Consider the following 19,679-nt stretch of genomic DNA (forward strand, 5'->3'; position numbering starts at 1 on the left):
CATCTTCCTTAATGGTTATTTTGGCATTCGGTATGGTTCGCCATCACCCAATTCAGCGTGTGAGTGAGTAGCTCTGCACCTTGAGTGGTAAGAATGGACTCTGGGTGAAATTGAAAACCACAGACTTTATCGCGCTCATTGATAACCGCCATCACTAGACCATCAACGTCAGCAATAGTCGTCAGTTCTGCGGGCACCTCGGTGGCAACCAGTGAGTGATAACGGGCGACAGCTAATGGGCTTGCCAATGCACCAAAAACAGCATGGTGGTTATGGGTCATCATGGCAGCTTTACCATGAACAATATCGCCAGCGCCTGCAACTTTGCCACCATAGGCTTCAACAATGGCTTGATGGCCGAGGCAGATACCTAACATCGGGATCCTACCTTTGACCTGTTGAATAAGGGCAGGCATACAGCCTGCATCTGCTGGTGTGCCTGGGCCGGGTGACAACACTAACACCGGATTATCATGCTGAAATAATGCCTGCTCGATAGCTAATGCTGATAAATTATTGCGATAAACCGTTACTGGAAAGCCAAGGCTACGAAATTGATCAACAAGGTTATAAGTAAACGAGTCAAAGTTATCGAGTAGAACAATATGCGGATGATAGTGACGATTATTAATGGTCATAGTGTGCTCCTTAACCTTGATGAGTGCTATGAATAGCATTGATAACCGCTTGTGCTTTACTTCTGGTTTCGTCAGTTTCTGCTTGTGGTATTGAGTCATAAACCACGCCAGCGCCCGCTTGAACACTGGCAATGCCGTTTTCAACATAAGCAGAGCGAATCACAATACAGGTATCCATATCACCATGACCGGTAATGTAGCCAACCGCACCGCCATAACTACCGCGTCGACGCTGTTCAACATCACGAATAAGTTGCATCGCTCTGATTTTAGGTGCGCCAGTTAACGTTCCCATATTCATACATGCCTGATAAGCATGTAGCGCATCAAGATCTTCACGCAATTGACCGACAACGCGTGATACTAGATGCATCACATGACTATAGCGGTCAACATGTAATAAGTCGGCGACATGGCGACTGCCGGCTTGGCAAATACGGGCAATATCATTACGGGCTAAATCGACTAACATCATATGCTCGGCGTTTTCTTTGGTATCAGAGCGAAGTTCTAATTCAATTCGAGTATCGAGATCGAGGTTAATCGAGCCATCACTGTTTTTTCCACGTTGACGAGTACCAGCAATTGGATAAATTTCAACTTGATTAGACTCAGTACAATATTTCAACGCGCTCTCTGGTGATGCGCCAAATAAAGTAAAATCAGTATCATGCAGATAAAACATGTAAGGGCTTGGGTTGCCGATTTTTAATGCTTTATACGCGTTAAGTGGCGAAGGGCATGGCAGCGTAAACTGACGTGAAGGCACCACTTGAAATACATCGCCACGAATAACAAATTGTTTAAGTGCGGCCACGGTTTGATTAAAATCGTGATCACTAATACTCGTGTCAGGTTCACAGGCTGCGACATATTCTGGTGCTGGTAACGACAGTGGGCTTTGGCAACGGGTTTTTAGGGTTGCTAAACGTTGTTGAAGCGTATCGTGAATCTGGCGTGTTCCATGACCAAAGATGGTGGCTTGCAAATGGGCTTGCTGACGTTGGTGATCGATAATTAATAATGTTTCAGCAATATAAAACACATAATCAGGACAGTTGTTATCAGCCTCTACAGCCGCCAGAGGTTCAAATTCTGCGACTAAGTCATAGGCAAATAACCCACCAATAAATAACGCATCTCGAGGATGACTGTCGGTATCAAACGCGTGTTGAATTAGGCGTAATGCATCAAAAGACGATGTTTGGCGTAGACGGCTGTCTTCATCTAAAAGCTGATCATGGGTTGGAAATTGTAACTGTAAGCTATCTTTGCTGTAGCTGGCTTCAATGTCAGATTTTAGATGTGGTTGTAATGCCTCTAATAGCTGGCGACCATTGTCTGATTGCGGCTCTAAAATAACTTTTTTTCCTCGACAGATAATCCGTACTGCAGCATCAATCAGTAACAAGCTTTTTAAATCTTGTTTAGATTCAACTTCTGCAGATTCCAGCAATAGATGGCAAGGACTATCACCACATAGCGTGAAATAAACATCAGTTGGATCTGCAATATATGCTACATCGAGGTTCAATAATTCAATCTGATGTTGGGCTAATGTTGTCGCAATATAAGGATGCGATCTCGTTAAGTCAGTATTCACAGCGCTCTCCCTGCCGTTTGTACAAAATAGCAATCCTGCTTTCATTGTTCGATAGTGGCGTAAACTTCGTCTTTGAGCAAGGCTAGTTTTTTACTTTTAACGACAATTATTAACACTATATGTTTTTGCTGTTTTTTAAGTCAAGCTTATAATAATCAATATATTAGAAAGTCATTTCTGTTTTTATTATTACGATGAAAAATTCAAGGTGATAGCTAGCTAATATAAAATGATAAATTGTTACGGTATTTTACAGTTATAATACACAACTCAATCATCGACCTAGTATGAATAAAGTCGATTGTTGACGCTTAATTTGCTGTAACATAACGCTATCCAATTTGTCTGCTGCTATCGCCAAGGTTTATCGAGGTAGATAGCTGTGAATTGGTTTAAACTAGCTAAAGGCAATGGTTAATAAGATGAATAATCCTTGCTTAGTAATTACGTACTAGTAAACTAGTTCATGAAAATAAAGTCAAGAAGTAAAGTTATGTTGTTTGATTTACATTGTCATACTACAGCGTCAGACGGCCGCTTATCGCCGCAAGATCTTGTTCGACGCGCTGTTGAAATGCGGGTTGATGTGTTGGCAATTACTGATCACGATACCATTGATGGGTTAGCACAAGCGCATGCGGTTATCGAACAAGATCAATTACCGATTACATTAATTAACGGTATTGAGATATCAACGGTGTGGCAAAACTTTGATATTCATATCGTTGGGCTTAATATAGATCCCAGTCATCCTGAGTTAATTTCGTTTATTAGCGCCCAAGCAGCTCATCGGCTTGAACGTGCAAAAGAGATTGGCGCACGATTAGAAAAAATAAAATGCCAGGTGCTTTTGAAGGTGCAATGGCATTAGCAGGCGATGCTTCGATTACACGCGCGCACTTTGCACGTTGGTTAGTTGATCAAGGTTATGCCAAAACAATGCAAGCGGTGTTTAAGAAATTCTTAACCCGTGGTAATCCCGGTTATGTGCCACCAAGTTGGTGTTCGATTGCTGATGCTGTTGCTGTGATTCATGCTGCTGGTGGTCAAGCAGTTATTGCCCATCCCGGCCGTTATCAAATGACAGCGAAATGGATAAAGCGTTTAATTCAACACTTTATTGAAGCGGGAGGGGATGCCATAGAGGTTGCTCAACCACAACAAGCACCGCAAGAACGACGTACCTTTGGGGATTACGCCATTCAATATAATTTACTCGCTTCACAAGGGTCTGATTTTCATTATCCATCACCATGGACTGAACTTGGCCGTAATTTGTGGTTACCCAAAGATGTGTCACCGCTGTGGCAAGATTGGACGGTAGAGAAAAAGCGAGTAGAGGTAGAAATAACTGCTGAGTTATCTACCTCGAAGGAGGATAAATGAGTCAATTTTTTTATGTACACCCAGAAACACCTCAAGTGCGATTAATCAATCAAGCGGTTGAAATCATCAAAAATGGTGGCGTTGTTGTTTATCCAACAGATTCTGGTTATGCCTTAGGTTGCCAAATAGAAAACAAACAGGCACTAGAGCGTATATGTCAGATTCGCCGTTTAAATGATAAGCATAACTTTACTCTGTTATGTCGTGATTTATCAGAACTATCGCTGTATACCCGCGTTGATAATATTGCATTTCGATTATTAAGAAATAACACCCCTGGCGCATATACCTTTATTTTTAAAGGTACTAAAGAAGTGCCGCGTCGATTAATGAATGCAAAACGGAAAACAATCGGTATTCGTGTACCTGATAACAATATTGCATTGGCATTGTTAGAAGCATTAGGCGAACCCATGATGTCGACCAGTTTAATTTTACCGGGCAAAGACACCACAGAAGCAGATCCTGATGAAATTCGTGATCAATTAGAGCACGCTGTCGATCTGATTATGCATGGTGGATATCTTGGTGAACAACCAACAACCGTTATCGATTTTAGTAATGGAGAGATTGAAATTGTACGTGTTGGTGCTGGTGATATTACACCATTTGAATAAAATCGTTTAATTTATATCGTAATTACTTGGTTGCAAGAAGGCGGTTTATAAACGTATCACATTGTTTGTGATACGTTTTTTTATCGCTATTTTTATGGTAAATAAGCGATATATTTGCGATAATAATCGGCTACATATCTAGCATGATAAATTGTTCATTATCAGGTTAGAATCCAAATTATTGCTATTCGCATCAACTATCCATTATCACTTTTTTAGCGTGCAATTTGCCGTAAAAAGCTATGACTATATGGCCATTTTGATGAGAATTTCGACGCCTGTGAAGGCGACAAAGGTTTTTTATAATGAGTGAAAAATTACAAAAAGTGTTAGCGCGTGCTGGCCAAGGTTCACGCCGTGAAATCGAATTAATGATCCAAAACGGTCGTGTGAGCGTTGATGGTGTAGTTGCTAAACTTGGCGATCGTCTTGAAGATTTAAGTGTTAGCGTACGTATTGATGGCCATAACATTGCATTAATTTCGTCAGATGAAGAAATCTGTCGAATTTTGGCCTACAACAAGCCTGAAGGTGAATTATGTACTCGTCATGATCCAGAAGGCCGTCGTACTGTATTTGATCGTCTACCACGTCTTACAACAGGTCGTTGGGTTTCTGTTGGTCGTCTAGATGCTAACACATCGGGTTTATTACTTTTCACTACCGATGGTGAATTAGCTAACCGTTTAATGCACCCAAGCCGCACTGTTGAACGTGAATACATGGTACGTGTATTTGGTGAAGTTAACGAGCAAATGGTAAAGAATGTCGTTAAAGGCGTTGAGCTAGAAGACGGCATCGCACGTTTTGAAGATGTTGTTTATTCTGGCGGTGAAGGTATGAATCATACTTTCTACGTGGTGATCACAGAAGGTCGTAACCGCGAGGTTCGTCGTTTATGGGATTCACAAGGTGTAACTGTAAGTCGTCTAAAACGTGTTCGTTACGGTGATGTTTACTTAACAAAAGATATGCCTCGTGGTGGTTGGAGCGAGCTTGAATTAAAAGAAGTAAACGAACTACGTGCAACAGTAGAATTGCCACCTGAAACTGAAACTGTATTAACGGTTGAAGGTCAGAAACGTAAAAAAGGTATTCGTCAGATTCGTCGTGCTGTTCGTCGTCACGAAGAGCGTGTTGAAACAACGGGTCCTAGCGGTCGTCGTGGTCGTAACAATGATCGTCGTGCACCATCAAGTTCAAGCCGTAATGCTGAGGCAGACGCTCAACAACAAGAGCAACGTGGTGGCCGTGGTCGTGCGAAACCTGCATCAACAGGTCGTGATAACGCGAAACCTCGTTCAGATCGCGCACAAGGTAAACCAGTACATATTGCTGGTAAGCCAAGAGATGATGCGAAGAAGCCTTATAACGCATCAGATAAACCACAAAGTGCATCTGGCAAGCGTAAGCCTTCGGGTAATGCGGCAAATCGTCGTAACCCGTTAGCGAATAAGCCAGCAAAGCCGCGTACACGTCAGTAATATATGACTAACCGTGTCATCGTATGATGAATACTAAAAAGCCGACAGTGATGTCGGCTTTTTTATCGCTGTTATTTATTATAGATTACAGCTCCAATGAATTATTCTTCTTCGCTACTGATGCCTGGTTTTCGTTGTGGTTGAGCATCAATACATTGCCCCGAAACATGACGACTTTCAGGCCCCATGAGGTACAAATACAGTGGCATAATATCAAGTGGTGTTTTAAGTAACCGTGCGTCTTCGGCAGGAAACGCTTGCGCGCGCATGCCTGTACGCGTACCACCTGGGTTAATGGCATTGACATTAACAGTCGTCTCGTTGAGCTCATCGGCTAATACTTGCATCATGCCTTCAGTGGCGAATTTAGAAATAGCATAGGTTCCCCAAAAAGCACGACCACTGTGACCAACCGTTGATGAGGTAAAGATGATACGACCATCTGGTGATTGCTTGATTAACGGCAAAATAGCTTGAGTTAACAATAGTTGCGCTTTTACGTTAACTTGCATTACATCATCAAAAACAGACTCTTCGATGTGATCAATAGGGCTTAATGCGCCTAACAGGCCAGCATTGTGTAATACACCGTCTAAGCGGCCAAATTGTTGCTTAATCGTATCTGCCATATCAAGATAATGCTGTTTGGTCGCGCCCATTAAATCTAACGGTATAATTGCTGGCTGGTTACCGCCATTGGTTTCTATTTCATCATAAACGGCTTCAAGTTTAGCGATAGTTCGACCTAATAAAATCACTGTGGCGCCATGAGCCGCATATTGAAGTGCTGCTTCTCGACCTATACCATCACCAGCACCTGTTACTAAGATCACTCGATCTTTTAAATTATTTGCAGCAATTTGATAATTCACCGTAGCTTCCTTTTAAATAATATCTTTTTGTTGTTATTTGACTGTTTTTTCGTCGAAGAACGCATCAAGTCTTGAGCTTGGCTGTAATATCGATTACTACTAAAACATATCAGAATTTATACTCTGAGAGAACGTACATTTATTTGAAAATCGTGACGGTGAGCTTGATTTATTTTCGTAATAAATTGAAGTCATAGCGACGATAGTAATAACATAGTTACAATAAGTTATGGCGCTTTTAGTTGCCAAATAGAGGGTTAAATATTGGAATTTTTGTTTGAGTATGGTTTGTTTTTCGCCAAAATTGCAACAGTCGTTATTGCGATTGTTGGCGTGTTGGTGTTGGCAAAAGCATTAAATGGTCGTCATGGTTCACAAAAAGGTGAACTTGAGGTGATTGATTTAACTGAGCAATATAAAGAGACCGTTGAGCAGTTAGAATCACATTTATTTGATAAAGCGTTACTAAAAGCACGTGATAAGGCAGATAAAAAATTAGATAAAGAACATGATAAAGCGCGTCAAAATGAAATAAAACAAGCTGTAAAAAATGGCAATTTAACCACAACGCGTGAGCCACGTTTATTTGTGATTGATTTTCATGGCAGTATTGATGCGCGTGAAGTGTCATCGTTACGCCAAGAGATTAGTGCTATCTTAGCCATTGCTATTGAAGGTGATGAAGTACTATTACGCTTAGAAACGGGCGGCGGTATGGTACATGCATACGGTTTAGCATCATCACAACTTGATCGCTTAAAAGCGGCGGGTATTACACTAACGATTGCGGTTGATAAAGTTGCAGCAAGTGGTGGTTATATGATGGCGTGTGTAGCTGATAAAATCGTCTCTGCTCCGTTTGCTATTGTGGGCTCAATTGGTGTGATTGCACAGTTACCAAATTTCAGTAAGGTATTGAAGAAAAACGATATTGAGTTTGAACAAATTACTGCAGGTGAGTTTAAACGTACCTTAACAATGTTTGGTGAAAACTCCGATAAAGCCCGTGAAAAATTCAAAGAAGAAATTGAAGAAACTCACGGCTTATTTAAACAATTTATTGCTGTTCATCGTCCAGAACTGGATCTTAATAGAGTAGCAACGGGTGAGCATTGGTTTGGTCAACAAGCACTTGAATTAGGCTTAGTGGATCAGATTAGCACCAGTGATGATTTGATCACTGAAGCGTGTAAGGCACGTGAAGTGCTGCAAGTTAAATATGTACGTCGCAAGAAGTTGATTGAAAAGTTATCAGGGGCATCAAGTGAAGCTGCTGATACATTACTCATGAAGTGGGTTGCACGTGGTCAGCGTCCTTTTATGTAACTATCGCTAATGGACTAAGAAAAAACCCGCAATCATTGCGGGTTTTTTTGATTTAAACCAGTAGTGTACTAAGGGTAAATTCTGGCGATAATTTATGAGCAAGGAATTTGAACATATTAAAGACAGCCGTTGTTTTAGCGGTTGGTAAGCCGTCTTCATCAAGGAAATATTCACCTTTAAAGATCAATACGCCGTCTTTTTCTGTTACAGATGTTGCGCGCATACCTTCAATATAATCTTTGTGATCTTGAATGATTTGGTTGGCGATCATTAATAGCTCATTGATCGAAATTTCAACTTTATTAGCCATGATTAATACTCATCAATAGTAAAATAATAACAGTCTAAGTAAGTTGGTGTCAGAAAACAAATAACAGGATTGTCAGTTGGTTAATATCTATTCAGATTCCAACATTAATTAGCATTAAAAAAAGTGATATTGTGATTAGATGCAAGAAAATTTACTAAAACGGATAAAATGCTTCTATATAGATGGTAATGATAACGTAGTTTTATGTTATTACAGTAGCGATAAACCATCAAAGTGATTGTCCTATAAGGTAAATTATGATTTTATCACCTTGATAATCAGTACGTTGTAAATGGATTAAATTAAGCTTAGAACATATTTACAAGTTAATAACAATTGCGGAAGCTGCAACCAAATAGACGAAATAAATTAAAAAGCAGTTGACCTTCTTGTTTTCTAGCCCAATATGTAAAGAGTATTTTACGTAAATGAAGTGCAATAATTAATTGCAAATATGTATCATTATCAAATTGGAACTCATCATATTAATTCACTGCTCTTAGATTTTTCGATTAGTGACTTAATGAGATTGGTCGAATGTTGTGGCGCTAATGATTAGCTAAGCAGTTATTTATATTTTTAGTATTAGCGAGCACGAGGACGTAATAGGGTCATTATGGGTAAATCTCTCGTTATCGTGGAGTCCCCAGCCAAGGCGAAAACAATCAATAAGTACTTGGGTAAGGATTTCATTGTAAAATCAAGCGTTGGTCACGTACGTGATTTGCCAACGGGCGCCCGCAGTGGCGGCAAAAAAGCGGCAGCAACATCGACTAAAGGGTTGAGTGTTGAAGAGAAAGCGGCGATTAAAAAGAAGAAAGATCGTAAAGCGTTAATCAGCAAGATGGGTGTTGATCCCTATGATGATTGGAATGCGCATTACGAAATACTTCCTGGCAAAGAAAAAGTCGTTAGTGAACTTCAAAAATTAGCAGAAGATGCTGACTTTGTTTACCTCGCAACGGATTTGGACCGCGAAGGAGAAGCCATTGCGTGGCACCTTCGTGAGATCATCGGCGGCGATGAATCACGCTACAAACGAGTTGTATTTAACGAAATCACCAAAAATGCTATTCAACAAGCATTTGAACAGCCTGGTGAATTGAATATTGATGGTGTGAATGCACAACAAGCACGTCGATTCCTCGATCGTGTTGTTGGCTTCATGGTATCGCCACTATTGTGGAAAAAAGTGGCACGCGGGCTATCTGCGGGTCGAGTCCAATCAGTAGCAGTAAAGCTGATTGTTGAGCGCGAGCATGAAATCAATGCGTTTGATCCTGAAGAATTTTGGGATATTCATGCGGACACACTAACGGTAGGCAAAAATGCACTACGGTTAATGGTCGCACAACAGGCGGGTAAATCATTCCGTCCTGAAAATAAAGTCGATACGATGGCAGCGCATGCGCTACTTGAAAAAGCAGCGTATGAAGTGATTGAGCGAGAAGATCGCCCAACCAGCAGTAAGCCATCTGCGCCTTATATCACCTCGACATTACAGCAAGCGGCAAGTACACGTCTAGGTTATGGTGTTAAACGCACCATGGGCCTTGCACAGCGCTTATATGAAGCCGGTTATATTACTTACATGCGTACTGACTCAACCAACCTTTCAAAAGAAGCGGTTGAAGCGGCACGTGAGCTGATTGGTAATGAGTATGGTAATGAGTATTTACCTGAAAATGCCAATGTGTATGGCAGTAAGAAAAATGCCCAAGAAGCGCACGAAGCGATTCGTCCTTCAAACGTAGAAGTAAAAGCTGAAAATTTAGAAGGCATGGATCAAGATGCGGTTAAGTTGTATGACTTAATTTGGCGTCAATTTGTGTCTTGTCAAATGATGCCAGCAAAATATGACTCAAGTACGATCAACGTTAAGGCAGGTGATTTCTTGCTGAAAGCGAAAGGCCGTACATTACGTTTTGCAGGTTGGACATTAGTACAGCGCCCATCAGGTAAAAATGAAGATACAACATTACCTGAAGTTAACGTAGGTGACGTACTGAAGTTAGAGCAGCTTGAGCCTAAACAACACTTTACTAAGCCGCCAGCACGCTTTACAGAAGCTGCATTGGTTAAAGAACTTGAAAAGCGTGGCATTGGTCGTCCATCAACGTATGCGTCGATTATTTCAACCATTCAAGATCGTGGTTATGTACGTGTTGATCAGCGTCGTTTTTATGCTGAAAAGATGGGTGAGATTGTTTCTGACCGTCTAGATAACAGTTTTCCTGACCTGATGGATTTTGATTTTACTGCCCGTATGGAAGGTAATCTTGATAAAATCGCTGAAGGTGAGAAAAACTGGAAGAAGGTACTGGATGAGTTCTTCTCTGATTTTACTGCTGAGCTTAAAAAAGCTGAGTTAGATGAATCAGAAGGCGGTATGCAACCTAACAATATCGTACTGACTGACATTCAATGTCCAACATGTTCTCGTCCGATGGGTATTCGTACCGCATCGACAGGCGTGTTCTTAGGCTGTTCAGGTTATGCCTTACCGCCAAAAGAGCGCTGTAAAACGACGATTAACTTAGGCAGTGAAGAAGGCATTGTTAATGTACTTGAGGAAGATGTTGAAACGGCAGCATTACGTGCCAAGAAACGTTGTCCTATTTGTAGTACAGCAATGGATGCTTACTTAATTGACCAAGATCGTAAACTGCATGTTTGTGGTAATAACCCAAGTTGTGATGGTTACATTGTCGAAAAAGGTGAGTTCAAGCTTAAAGGCTACGAAGGCCCACTGATTGAATGCGATAAGTGTGGTTCTGATATGGAACTCAAAAACGGTCGTTTTGGTAAGTACATGGGTTGTACTAACGAAGAGTGTAAGAACACTCGTAAGATCCTCAAGAATGGCGAAGTTGCGCCACCAAAAGAAGATCCAGTACATTTACCAGAAATTCCATGTACACAAGACACTAATGCGTACTTTGTATTACGTGATGGTGCTTCTGGCTTGTTCATGGCAGCGAGTACTTTCCCTAAGTCGCGTGAAACACGTGCGCCATTAGTGGAGGAGTTGGTTCGCTTTAAAGAACGTTTATCGCCTAAGTTCTTATATTTAACCGATGCGCCAGTTGCTGACCCTGATGGGTTACCAACAGTTATTCGTTTTTCTCGTAAAACCAAAGAGAATTACGTGCGCTCAGAAGTAGACGGAAAGCCAACAGGCTGGACTGGTCTATTTGTGGACGGCAAGTGGGAAATTACCGACAAGCGTAAGAAACCGAAAAAAGAAAAATCAACTGAAGAAGAGTAATAGCCTCTTTTGTTAGATTTAAAAAAACCGCCTAATTGGGCGGTTTTTTGTTTTTTAATCGCTGTTGTAGCGTGAGTTAATGTTTGGTTTAAGCACTACAAACAGCCATAACAGGAACTCCACTGTGGAAACGGAAAGTATCATCGGGCGCTAGAATTAACTCTGCTTCTTTCTCACCAATAATACGAATACGATCAGCAATATTTTTACCCGCAATCTTTTCTGCAAGTGTTAGATAGTCTTGATAATGACGCGCTTCTGAACGCAATAATGAAATATAGAATTTTCTTAGCTCTGGATCTAAATAAGGTGCAAGTTTAGCGAATCGTTCACAAGAACGTGCTTCAATATAGGCACCAACAATAAGCTTATCAATTAAGGTTGCAGGCTCATGGGTGCGAACCGCTTTCATTAAGCCTTTAGCATAACGTCCAGCATGAAGATTATGGTAAGCAATATCACGTTTATCCATGATCTCAAGTACCTGCTCAAAATGATGGAATTCTTCTTTAATTAACCGCACCATTTTATCTATTAGCTCTGATCCATGAGCAAAATCACTGCGTGGTGTTAATGGGGCCAGTAAACCATTTTTCTTACTGTGAAAATCAGTGGCTGAACGCTCATTTCCGCCGTAAACAAAATCTTCATAAGGTTTCGCCCATGCCATCAATGCTGCACCACTGGCTTTATCAACGGCGTATTTACGCACCATAAACATCGCAGTTTGGCTAGCCTTTAACTCGCAATTACAGTGATCGACTAATAATGCAGTGAGATTTTCTGGTTGACGGGCTTCTTCAATCCAGCCATCAGGGGTTTCACATTGAAGAAACTGATTAATCGGTTTAAGCAGCGTATTAATCATTTGCTGAGTATTATCCATAAGATGTTCTTTTTATTGTTATTGAAGGCATAAAAAAAGGTCGCAATTGCGACCTTTGTCGTTGGCTTATTTTAAGCCAAAGCGAATCAGATCACCATTTCCGCTTTGGTTGGAATAATACATCTAATTCATCGTTATCTTTATCAAGTAACTGTTGGCGTTCTTGTTCGCTACTTACGCTCATATTATTGTCGATCTCATTCAACATATATTGTAGTTTTTGCAGAGCTTTAGTGGCGTAGCTATCATTGCGCGATGATAAAACATCAATACCTTTTTTGAGCAGTTGCTTAGCGGTACCAAATTGGCGCTTTAAGCGTGCATCATTTGCACGTTTAACCACATTTTCAATATTGATGCGCAATTGCATATTATCGAGACGGGTATTTTCTTGCACATAAGCTTGGGTTGCGATACGGCCTTTACCATGCTCACCTTTTAAAACGCTTTTTAAGCGCTTAACTAATTGTAACATGCCAATCGCTTGTCGATCGGAGTTCGGCACTTGAAACTGCACCACATTAGTTTGATCAAAATGGGTTTCTAAATACGTTAATTGTTCGCTAACATGCTGAATACGTTGTTTTAATGTTCTATCTTTAGTATTTATTTCAGCAATGCTTTCTAGCGCATAAAGAATACGTTTATTAAGGCAGACTAATAATTCTTTACTGTAAGGTAAGTGACTGGCATTACTTATGAGCTCTTCAGTTGCATCAATGATAGCAACTTGTTTAGCCAGTTCTTGTTGTTTTGCACTTTCTAGTCGCTGGCGATATTGGATGATTACGCTGTAACCAATAATTAAAATGAGTAGAAGACTGATTAAACCAATAACAAGAGGGACACTCATAAAATTTTACTATCTTTTATGGTTAATATATAACTAAGGAAGATACACTATCTCGTTGTTTAGTGGTAGTTTGTTAGTAAAAAATGCTAACTTAATAACGTTGTAGAGAAAGATGTGGCTTTTTAGATCAAATGCTTTGTTTTTGTTCTGGTGTTACTTCAAGATGCAGAATTACAACACGAATGTGATGCTATTTTAAGAGAATTAAAAGCTAAGATAACAGCGTAGATTACAGACATTCTTATTTATTCCCTTTATTAGTTTCTATTTAATATGACTAAGTCTCTAATGCTAGTGCGTAATTAGTACATGCTCTTATACTTATACGGTGGTTGAATGGTATTTTTTATGACTAAAAGTAAATAAAAACTATGAAACGGGGCTAATTCAATATATAAAATATTTATTACATGGTTGCACGATCATGCTTTGACATAAAAATCAGTGGATGAGTTTATGGAACAGTGTGAAAGGTAACGGATTATTGATTGGGCGAGACCATGAAATTACAACAATTACGCTATATCGTTGAGGTCGTAAATCATAACCTTAATGTGTCATCAACGGCAGAGAGTTTGTATACCTCTCAACCTGGTATTAGTAAACAAGTGCGGTTATTGGAAGATGAACTCGGCATTCAAATTTTTGAACGTAGTGGTAAACATTTAACCAAAGTAACCTCTGCAGGTGAAGAGATAGTGCGTATCTCGCGAGATATTTTATCGCGCGTTGAGAGCATTAAAGCGGTTGCTGGTGAGCACACTCACCCTGAAATGGGAACGTTGAATATTGCGACGACCCATACACAAGTGCGTTATGCACTGCCGCAAGTTATTCAAGGTTTTACACATCGTTTTCCTAAAGTTTCACTGCACATGCATCAAGGAACGCCAGCGCAAATTGCAGATGCTGTCGGTAAAGGTAGTTCTGATTTTGCAATAGCAACTGAAGCATTACATCTATACCAAGATATGATTATGTTGCCTTGTTATTATTGGAATCGTTCCATTGTGGTACGCAAAGATCACCCGCTTGCGGCGAAAGAAATGATCACTATTCATGATTTAGCCGCATATTCATTAGTCACTTATGTGTTTGGTTTCACCGGACGTTCTGAGTTGGATAGTGCCTTTAATCGTTCAGGTTTAACGCCAAGGATTGTTTTTACTGCGACAGATGCTGATGTGATTAAAACTTACGTGCGTTTAGGAATTGGGGTTGGTGTTATTGCAAGTATGGCAATCGATACTGATGCTGATCATGATTTAGTCGCGATTGATGCAAGCCATATTTTCGCATCAAGTACGACAATGATAGGCTTTAAGAAAGGTACATTCTTACGCTCTTATATGTATGATTTTATGGAGCGTTTTGCACCGCATCTTACGCGTAATGTGGTTGACCAAGCGATTGGATTAAAAAATTCCGCAGAAATAAACGAGATGTTTGCCTCAATGGATTTACCGATTAGATAACCGCAAATATTATTGTAAACACAACATAAACCGCTAGTGATAGCGGTTTTTTTATTTGGTTAATGCCTCATACGTGAGCTTGGTATACACTAGCCTCCAATTTTTTGGTGAGTAAATGGTTGTTTATGTCTAACTACGTTGAGCTTTTTCATCGTCTTGATGCATTGTTGGTGAGCAATTGCCAATTTTGGCAGTTTATGCCTTTTGCTGAGCGTGGATTTGTTTGGCAGCAAAACCCACAATTTTGTCAATGGCTAATGAGTATTGATGACAGCCAATTACAATTATTAAGTCAGGATATTCATGCATTAACAACAGCATTACTGCCATGGATTAAAGATGCTGAACAGTTAACCCAAATTGCAGCTGAAGTATCACCGTTAGTGCGAACTGAGCGTTCGGTACCACAAGGTTTTGATAGTGGTATTCCGGGGCGAAAGTGGCAACAAATTACCGCTTTTAATGAAGTGTTACCGCGACTAGGTTTACCATGGCTAGAGTGGTGTGCTGGTAAAGGCTACCTTGGACGTGTGCTCGCTGCATCCCATCAGCAACCAGTTACGAGTCTTGAGTGGCAACAGCAATTATGTGTTGATGGTGAGCAAGCTGCAAAACAATTACAGTTAGACATTAATTTTGTTCATGCAGATGCGTTTAGTATTGAGAGTAATACCGCGATTGTTCAACAGCAACATGCAGTTGCCTTGCATGCTTGTGGAGATTTACATGTTTCATTATTGCAACGTGTAGCGGCTAAAAAAGGGGCCGCAGTGAGCATTTCACCTTGCTGTTACCATTTAATTCGGCAATCGCATTATCAACCTATGTCTACAGCAGCAAAAACAAGTGCATTAGTGTTATCGAAACATGATTTACGGCTGCCGTTACAAGAAACGGTTACGGCGGGTAATCGCGTAAGACAACTACGATTTGTGGAAGTGAGTTTTCGGTTAGGGTTTGATTTATTACAAAGAGAGCTCAACCAAACTGATACTTATCTAGCGGTGCCAAATGTACAAAAAGCCTTACTTACACAGGGTTTTGAAGCGTTTTGTCAGTGGGCTGCTGCAAAAAAAGGCCTTGATTTACCTTTAAATATTGATTTTGAGTATTGGCAGCGTCAAGGTGAACAGCGGTTTGCTATTACTGAAAGAATGGAGCTTGTTCGACAATTATTTCGTCGGCCATTGGAAATGTGGCTAGTACTTGATCGTGCATGTTTTCTGGAGGAGCAAGGTTATAACGTCGTGATCGGCTCTTTTTGTGATAAGCCAATCACTCCGCGTAATGTATTAATTCATGCGGAGCGTGGTGATTTGTAACTTAACCATGAACGATTCCCTATCACTAGGTGATAGGGAAAGTATTTAATGACTAATTTAAGCCAATATATTAATTAATTTAGGGTGAAAATATTTCTGCTCAAGTTCATCAACGGGCATGGGTTTACTAAAGAAATATCCCTGACAATAATCAAAACCACATTGGTTGATATAATCAAGTTGTGCACGTGTTTCAACGCCCTCAGCCACAATTTTTAAGTTCAATTTCTCGCAAATGGCTTTTGTCGCTTCAATAATAACTTTGCTGCTTGTATGTTCACCTTGCACAAAACTTTGATCAAGTTTAACCGTACTGATTGGTAGATCATGTAACTGTGATAGGGATGAATAGCCAGTACCAAAATCATCTAAATATAACTCAATTCCCATCGCTGCAAGCGCATCTAAACACGGTTTGGTTTCACAGTAATCTTGGAGCATGGCTGATTCTGTGATTTCTAATGCAAGTAATGATGGGTTTATATTATATTGAAAGATCATCTGCTCAATAGTTTGCGCTAAAGTCGGTTGCAATTGTGCGCGTGATAAATTGATACTGATAATAAAAGGCTGCTGATAATGCTGAGTCCAATAGGCTAATTGCTGGCAAGCGCTGTGTAAAATCCATAATCCTAGCGGCACAATTTGTCCCGTTTCTTCTGCTAATGGAATAAATTCAGCCGGTGAAACTTGACCTAATGATTCATCGTACCAACGGATCAGTGCTTCAAAACCTTTTAGTTGTTGTGTATTTAAGTCAATAATAGGTTGGTAATATAACTCAAAATCATTATTTTCAATTGCTTGAGATAAATGGTGACGCAGGGTCATTTTACGATATAACGCATCTGCCATTTCTTGTAAAAAAGGATAATAACAATTACGGCCTCGCTGTTTTGCGCGGTGCATTGCCATATCTGCTTGAGTGACGAGAGTATCAAAATTATTGGCGTCATCAGGATAGTTGGATGTACCTATACTACAGCTAATTGAAAGTTCACCAATATCTTTAATATGAAATGGTCGATTTAATGTTTCTATTATTTGATTAGCAAAATAAGCGAGAGTGGTATAATTACGCTTCTCGATTTGAATAATAAACTCATCACCACCAAAGCGTGCCACGAGTCCTCTGTCTTTGACAATATTTAACAGTCGTATTGCAACAGCACGCAGTAATTTATCTCCTGCGGCATGGCCATAAGAATCGTTAACAAGTTTAAACCCGTCAAGGTCAAGAAACAGTAGGCTATAGTGTGATAAGTGATGATGACTCGCTTTTAGTGCAGCAGATACACCGCGACGATTCATTAGTCCGGTTAGATAATCATGATCAGCATTGTATTTTTCTTGATTGAGCTTTTCTTTATCTTTAGTGACATTAACCAGTTGCAGTAATAACTGTGAATTATCGCTTAGCCATTTAGCTTCAATATCAAACCAATGATGACGTTGTCCCGTCCAACATAAGCGACTGCACTTGAAGTGATTATTTTTTTTTGCATCCTCGAGCCATTTTTTGGCAATGTCAGTATCGCCAATGAACTCCGAAAGGTCGCTTAATTTATTACTGAAGTGACTTGCAAAAGCATCGTTAGCGCTGATAAAACGACCAACATCATTAAAAAGAAGTGCTAAATTTGAACAGTCAGAAAACGCAAGATCACGGCGTAGCGATGATTCATCTGCAATCACCTCAACCAACATTGCGATACGGCCATCATCAAGCGGGATCCCTGAAAATAAACACAGCATGTTTTTAGTGATCTTTTTGGGATTGAAACGCCACCAAGTTTTAATGGTTTTGTTTGATTTAAAGGCATGTTGGTATTCTAATAGTGTTGCACCAGCTGCAGCTGACATATCTTGACCTAAATCACGTTCTAAGAGCTCATCAATCGATGCAGCTTCCCACAAAGGGAGTGATTTATCATTTGCCCATAGGATTTTTTTATTATCAACATCAAAGACCCAAATTGGATTTTGAAGATAATGTAGAGGTGAGAAAGGATCCATCTCCAACTTCTTTCTTTTTATTAAGGTGTTAATTTAAGTGAGGATAGCGGAAATAATACAGGTTAAACATACATTAATGATAACTAAGTGATATTAGTTCACGTTCTTACATTTAATTGACGGATATTTAACCGTGGTTGTGAATAAAAATGCGGCTATCTATAGCCGCATTTTTATATGACGATATTATTAAACCATTAACCGACAGCGGGTATTATTCCAATCATTTGTAATAACTGTGCAGCAATAATAATTATGCCGATAATAGTGACAATACCTAAAGCCAGCGAGCCGCCTTTTACTACATAAGCTGACTGATTCTTAACAGTCTTACGTTGTGCTCTAACCATCGCGACTGGTAAGAATATTGCTAAAATAACTAATGAAATAGCGGCATAACCGAGTGCCATAATAAACCCTTGTGGGTAAAACACAGCAAAAGCGAGCGGCGGTAAAAATGTAATTAAAGCCGTTTGTCCACGACCTGCTAGATGGTTACCACGATTAAGGGTATCAGCCAGAAAATCAAATAGTCCTAAGCTCACACCAAGGAATGAAGTCGCTAATGCAAGATCTGCAAAAATAGAGACCGACTGACCGACCATAGGATTATGCAGTAATTGACTTAAACTACCAATGAATGCGCCTAATGTCGTGTTAGCTATTAATTGTGGTTGTCCCATAATGCCTTGGCTAGCTAATTGCCATAAAATGTACACCATTAATGGTAATGCAGAACCAAAGATCATGATTTTTCTCAAGGCCTTAATATCAATTCCTATGTATCGAACAATGGAAGGAATACTGCCATGAAAACCAAATGATGTGAAAATTACTGGCAATGCAGACAGAATTAATCCTTTTTCGATCGGCATTTCAACCAAATGTTGTCCCTGAACATGTGGTAGTAATAATCCAAGCATAACCGCAAGCGCTACTACTTTTGCTGTGAAAAGAATACGATTAACCATATCAACACTGTGCGTGCCGATTGATACCACACTAGCTATAGCAACCGTAAAAATAACAGCCCCTATTTGAGGCGCAATTGTTGTTCCTGTCCAAGTGGAGATTTTTTCACTTAATTGGCTTCCACCGCCTGCAATGTAAGCAGCGCATAATGCGTAAAACAAGAAGAACATCGCTAATGTTGCGATAGTTTGACCCTTACGACCTAATAATTGATATGCCAAGGTGTTTAAAGTTGAAGAGGGATCCGCGTGTTGATGAACTTCCAGCATTAATAATGCGGTGTAGGTCATTAATGCCCAAATAGCGATCATGATGATTGTTGCAGTTGCAAAGCCTAATCCTGCTGATGCAAGAGGAAGGGCTAGCATACCTGCACCAATGGTGGTGCCTGCAATGATCAGCATACTGCCGAATGTTTTATTTAAAGACATGATTATGTCACTCCCTGAGGAAAAAAATGTACGTGGGAGGGGGTATAAATACACCTGTGGTCGCTCCCTATATATAAAAGCAGGCCACAGCGGCATAATCGAGATGAAGTGTTTTAAAATGTTTACACCTAGATTGAGCCACTGTGGCTATCGATAGGCAGTATTAGGATGAATATTTCGCACTTTAAATCTCTCTTGACTAGATAAAATAACAAATTAA

14 protein-coding genes and 1 pseudogene are annotated in these 19,679 nt (G+C 40.0%); 7 read left to right on the top strand and 8 right to left on the bottom strand.

What is annotated here, in order from left to right:
- Positions 1 to 8: 8 nt before the first annotated feature.
- Together BTN98_RS03305 and BTN98_RS03310 are read right to left on the bottom strand one after the other, a co-directional pair.
- Positions 9 to 638, bottom strand: coding sequence for an aminodeoxychorismate/anthranilate synthase component II (locus BTN98_RS03305; protein WP_060996632.1), 630 nt, complete (start codon positions 636 to 638; stop codon positions 9 to 11).
- A 10-nt stretch (positions 639 to 648) separates the two neighbouring features.
- Entirely contained in the window at positions 649 to 2,208 is a 1,560-nt protein-coding gene (locus BTN98_RS03310) for an anthranilate synthase component 1 (RefSeq protein ID WP_370738425.1), read from the bottom strand.
- 526 nt (positions 2,209 to 2,734) lie between these two features.
- Between BTN98_RS03310 and rnm the strand changes: the two are divergent.
- From rnm to rluB, 3 genes and pseudogenes are all read left to right on the top strand, one after another.
- Positions 2,735 to 3,627: pseudogene (gene rnm / locus BTN98_RS03315) on the top strand (RNase RNM).
- A complete protein-coding gene (locus BTN98_RS03320; RefSeq protein WP_060996629.1) occupies positions 3,624 to 4,244 on the top strand; it encodes an L-threonylcarbamoyladenylate synthase in 621 nt (206 codons plus the stop codon). The pseudogene rnm and the gene BTN98_RS03320 overlap by 4 nt, the downstream one beginning before the upstream one ends.
- 305 nt (positions 4,245 to 4,549) lie before the next feature.
- Positions 4,550 to 5,728: a 23S rRNA pseudouridine(2605) synthase RluB gene (rluB, locus tag BTN98_RS03325; protein WP_060996628.1), complete on the top strand. Its 1,179-nt coding sequence runs from the start codon at positions 4,550 to 4,552 to the stop codon at positions 5,726 to 5,728.
- Between the two features lie 101 nt (positions 5,729 to 5,829).
- Here rluB and BTN98_RS03330 read toward each other — a convergent pair whose 3' ends face one another.
- Positions 5,830 to 6,600, bottom strand: a complete 771-nt coding sequence (locus tag BTN98_RS03330) for a YciK family oxidoreductase (RefSeq protein ID WP_060996627.1) — start codon at positions 6,598 to 6,600, stop codon at positions 5,830 to 5,832.
- A gap of 264 nt (positions 6,601 to 6,864) precedes the next feature.
- Between BTN98_RS03330 and sohB the strand changes: the two genes are divergently transcribed.
- Positions 6,865 to 7,926 carry a protease SohB gene (gene sohB / locus BTN98_RS03335; RefSeq protein WP_060996626.1) on the top strand — a complete coding sequence of 354 codons (1,062 nt, stop codon included), beginning with the start codon at positions 6,865 to 6,867 and terminating at the stop codon, positions 7,924 to 7,926.
- 52 nt (positions 7,927 to 7,978) lie between these two features.
- On the opposite strand, the gene BTN98_RS03340 is transcribed toward sohB, so the two are convergent.
- Positions 7,979 to 8,236, bottom strand: coding sequence for a YciN family protein (locus tag BTN98_RS03340; protein WP_060996625.1), 258 nt, complete (start codon positions 8,234 to 8,236; stop codon positions 7,979 to 7,981).
- A gap of 616 nt (positions 8,237 to 8,852) precedes the next feature.
- Between BTN98_RS03340 and topA the strand changes: the two genes are divergently transcribed.
- Positions 8,853 to 11,504, top strand: a complete 2,652-nt coding sequence (topA, locus tag BTN98_RS03345) for a type I DNA topoisomerase (protein WP_060996624.1) — start codon at positions 8,853 to 8,855, stop codon at positions 11,502 to 11,504.
- Positions 11,505 to 11,592: 88 nt separating this feature from the next.
- Here topA and miaE read toward each other — a convergent pair whose 3' ends face one another.
- Both miaE and BTN98_RS03355 read right to left on the bottom strand, forming a co-directional pair.
- On the bottom strand, positions 11,593 to 12,390 hold the full coding sequence (miaE, locus tag BTN98_RS03350) for a tRNA isopentenyl-2-thiomethyl-A-37 hydroxylase MiaE (RefSeq protein ID WP_060996623.1): 798 nt from the start codon (positions 12,388 to 12,390) through the stop codon (positions 11,593 to 11,595).
- Positions 12,391 to 12,481: 91 nt separating this feature from the next.
- Positions 12,482 to 13,243, bottom strand: a complete 762-nt coding sequence (locus BTN98_RS03355) for a hypothetical protein (RefSeq protein ID WP_060996622.1) — start codon at positions 13,241 to 13,243, stop codon at positions 12,482 to 12,484.
- A 500-nt stretch (positions 13,244 to 13,743) separates the two neighbouring features.
- Between BTN98_RS03355 and cysB the strand changes: the two genes are divergently transcribed.
- Positions 13,744 to 14,718: an HTH-type transcriptional regulator CysB gene (gene cysB / locus BTN98_RS03360; RefSeq protein WP_060996621.1), complete on the top strand. Its 975-nt coding sequence runs from the start codon at positions 13,744 to 13,746 to the stop codon at positions 14,716 to 14,718.
- Between the two features lie 125 nt (positions 14,719 to 14,843).
- Positions 14,844 to 16,040 carry a methyltransferase gene (locus BTN98_RS03365; protein WP_060996620.1) on the top strand — a complete coding sequence of 399 codons (1,197 nt, stop codon included), beginning with the start codon at positions 14,844 to 14,846 and terminating at the stop codon, positions 16,038 to 16,040.
- A 57-nt stretch (positions 16,041 to 16,097) separates the two neighbouring features.
- On the opposite strand, the gene BTN98_RS03370 is transcribed toward BTN98_RS03365, so the two are convergent.
- Both BTN98_RS03370 and tyrP read right to left on the bottom strand, forming a co-directional pair.
- Entirely contained in the window at positions 16,098 to 18,056 is a 1,959-nt protein-coding gene (locus BTN98_RS03370; RefSeq protein WP_060996619.1) for a putative bifunctional diguanylate cyclase/phosphodiesterase, read from the bottom strand.
- A 197-nt stretch (positions 18,057 to 18,253) separates the two neighbouring features.
- Positions 18,254 to 19,459 carry a tyrosine transporter TyrP gene (tyrP, locus tag BTN98_RS03375; RefSeq protein WP_060996618.1) on the bottom strand — a complete coding sequence of 402 codons (1,206 nt, stop codon included), beginning with the start codon at positions 19,457 to 19,459 and terminating at the stop codon, positions 18,254 to 18,256.
- Positions 19,460 to 19,679: the final 220 nt, after the last annotated feature.

The sequence above is a fragment of the Photobacterium aquimaris genome (assembly GCF_002954455.1).
In the GTDB taxonomy this organism is placed as follows: Bacteria; Pseudomonadota; Gammaproteobacteria; order Enterobacterales; family Vibrionaceae; genus Photobacterium; species Photobacterium aquimaris.

Excerpts from the sequence above, each read along its gene's own strand:
- cysB (WP_060996621.1), top strand. The coding sequence starts at position 13,744 with ATGAAATTACAACAATTACGCTATATCGTTGAGGTCGTAAATCATAAC.
- rluB (WP_060996628.1), top strand. The coding sequence starts at position 4,550 with ATGAGTGAAAAATTACAAAAAGTGTTAGCGCGTGCTGGCCAAGGTTCA.
- BTN98_RS03355 (WP_060996622.1), bottom strand. The coding sequence starts at position 13,243 with ATGAGTGTCCCTCTTGTTATTGGTTTAATCAGTCTTCTACTCATTTTA.
- tyrP (WP_060996618.1), bottom strand. The coding sequence starts at position 19,459 with ATGTCTTTAAATAAAACATTCGGCAGTATGCTGATCATTGCAGGCACC.
- topA (WP_060996624.1), top strand. The coding sequence starts at position 8,853 with ATGGGTAAATCTCTCGTTATCGTGGAGTCCCCAGCCAAGGCGAAAACA.
- BTN98_RS03320 (WP_060996629.1), top strand. The coding sequence starts at position 3,624 with ATGAGTCAATTTTTTTATGTACACCCAGAAACACCTCAAGTGCGATTA.
- BTN98_RS03305 (WP_060996632.1), bottom strand. The coding sequence starts at position 638 with ATGACCATTAATAATCGTCACTATCATCCGCATATTGTTCTACTCGAT.
- BTN98_RS03370 (WP_060996619.1), bottom strand. The coding sequence starts at position 18,056 with ATGGATCCTTTCTCACCTCTACATTATCTTCAAAATCCAATTTGGGTC.
- BTN98_RS03365 (WP_060996620.1), top strand. The coding sequence starts at position 14,844 with ATGTCTAACTACGTTGAGCTTTTTCATCGTCTTGATGCATTGTTGGTG.
- BTN98_RS03340 (WP_060996625.1), bottom strand. The coding sequence starts at position 8,236 with ATGGCTAATAAAGTTGAAATTTCGATCAATGAGCTATTAATGATCGCC.
- miaE (WP_060996623.1), bottom strand. The coding sequence starts at position 12,390 with ATGGATAATACTCAGCAAATGATTAATACGCTGCTTAAACCGATTAAT.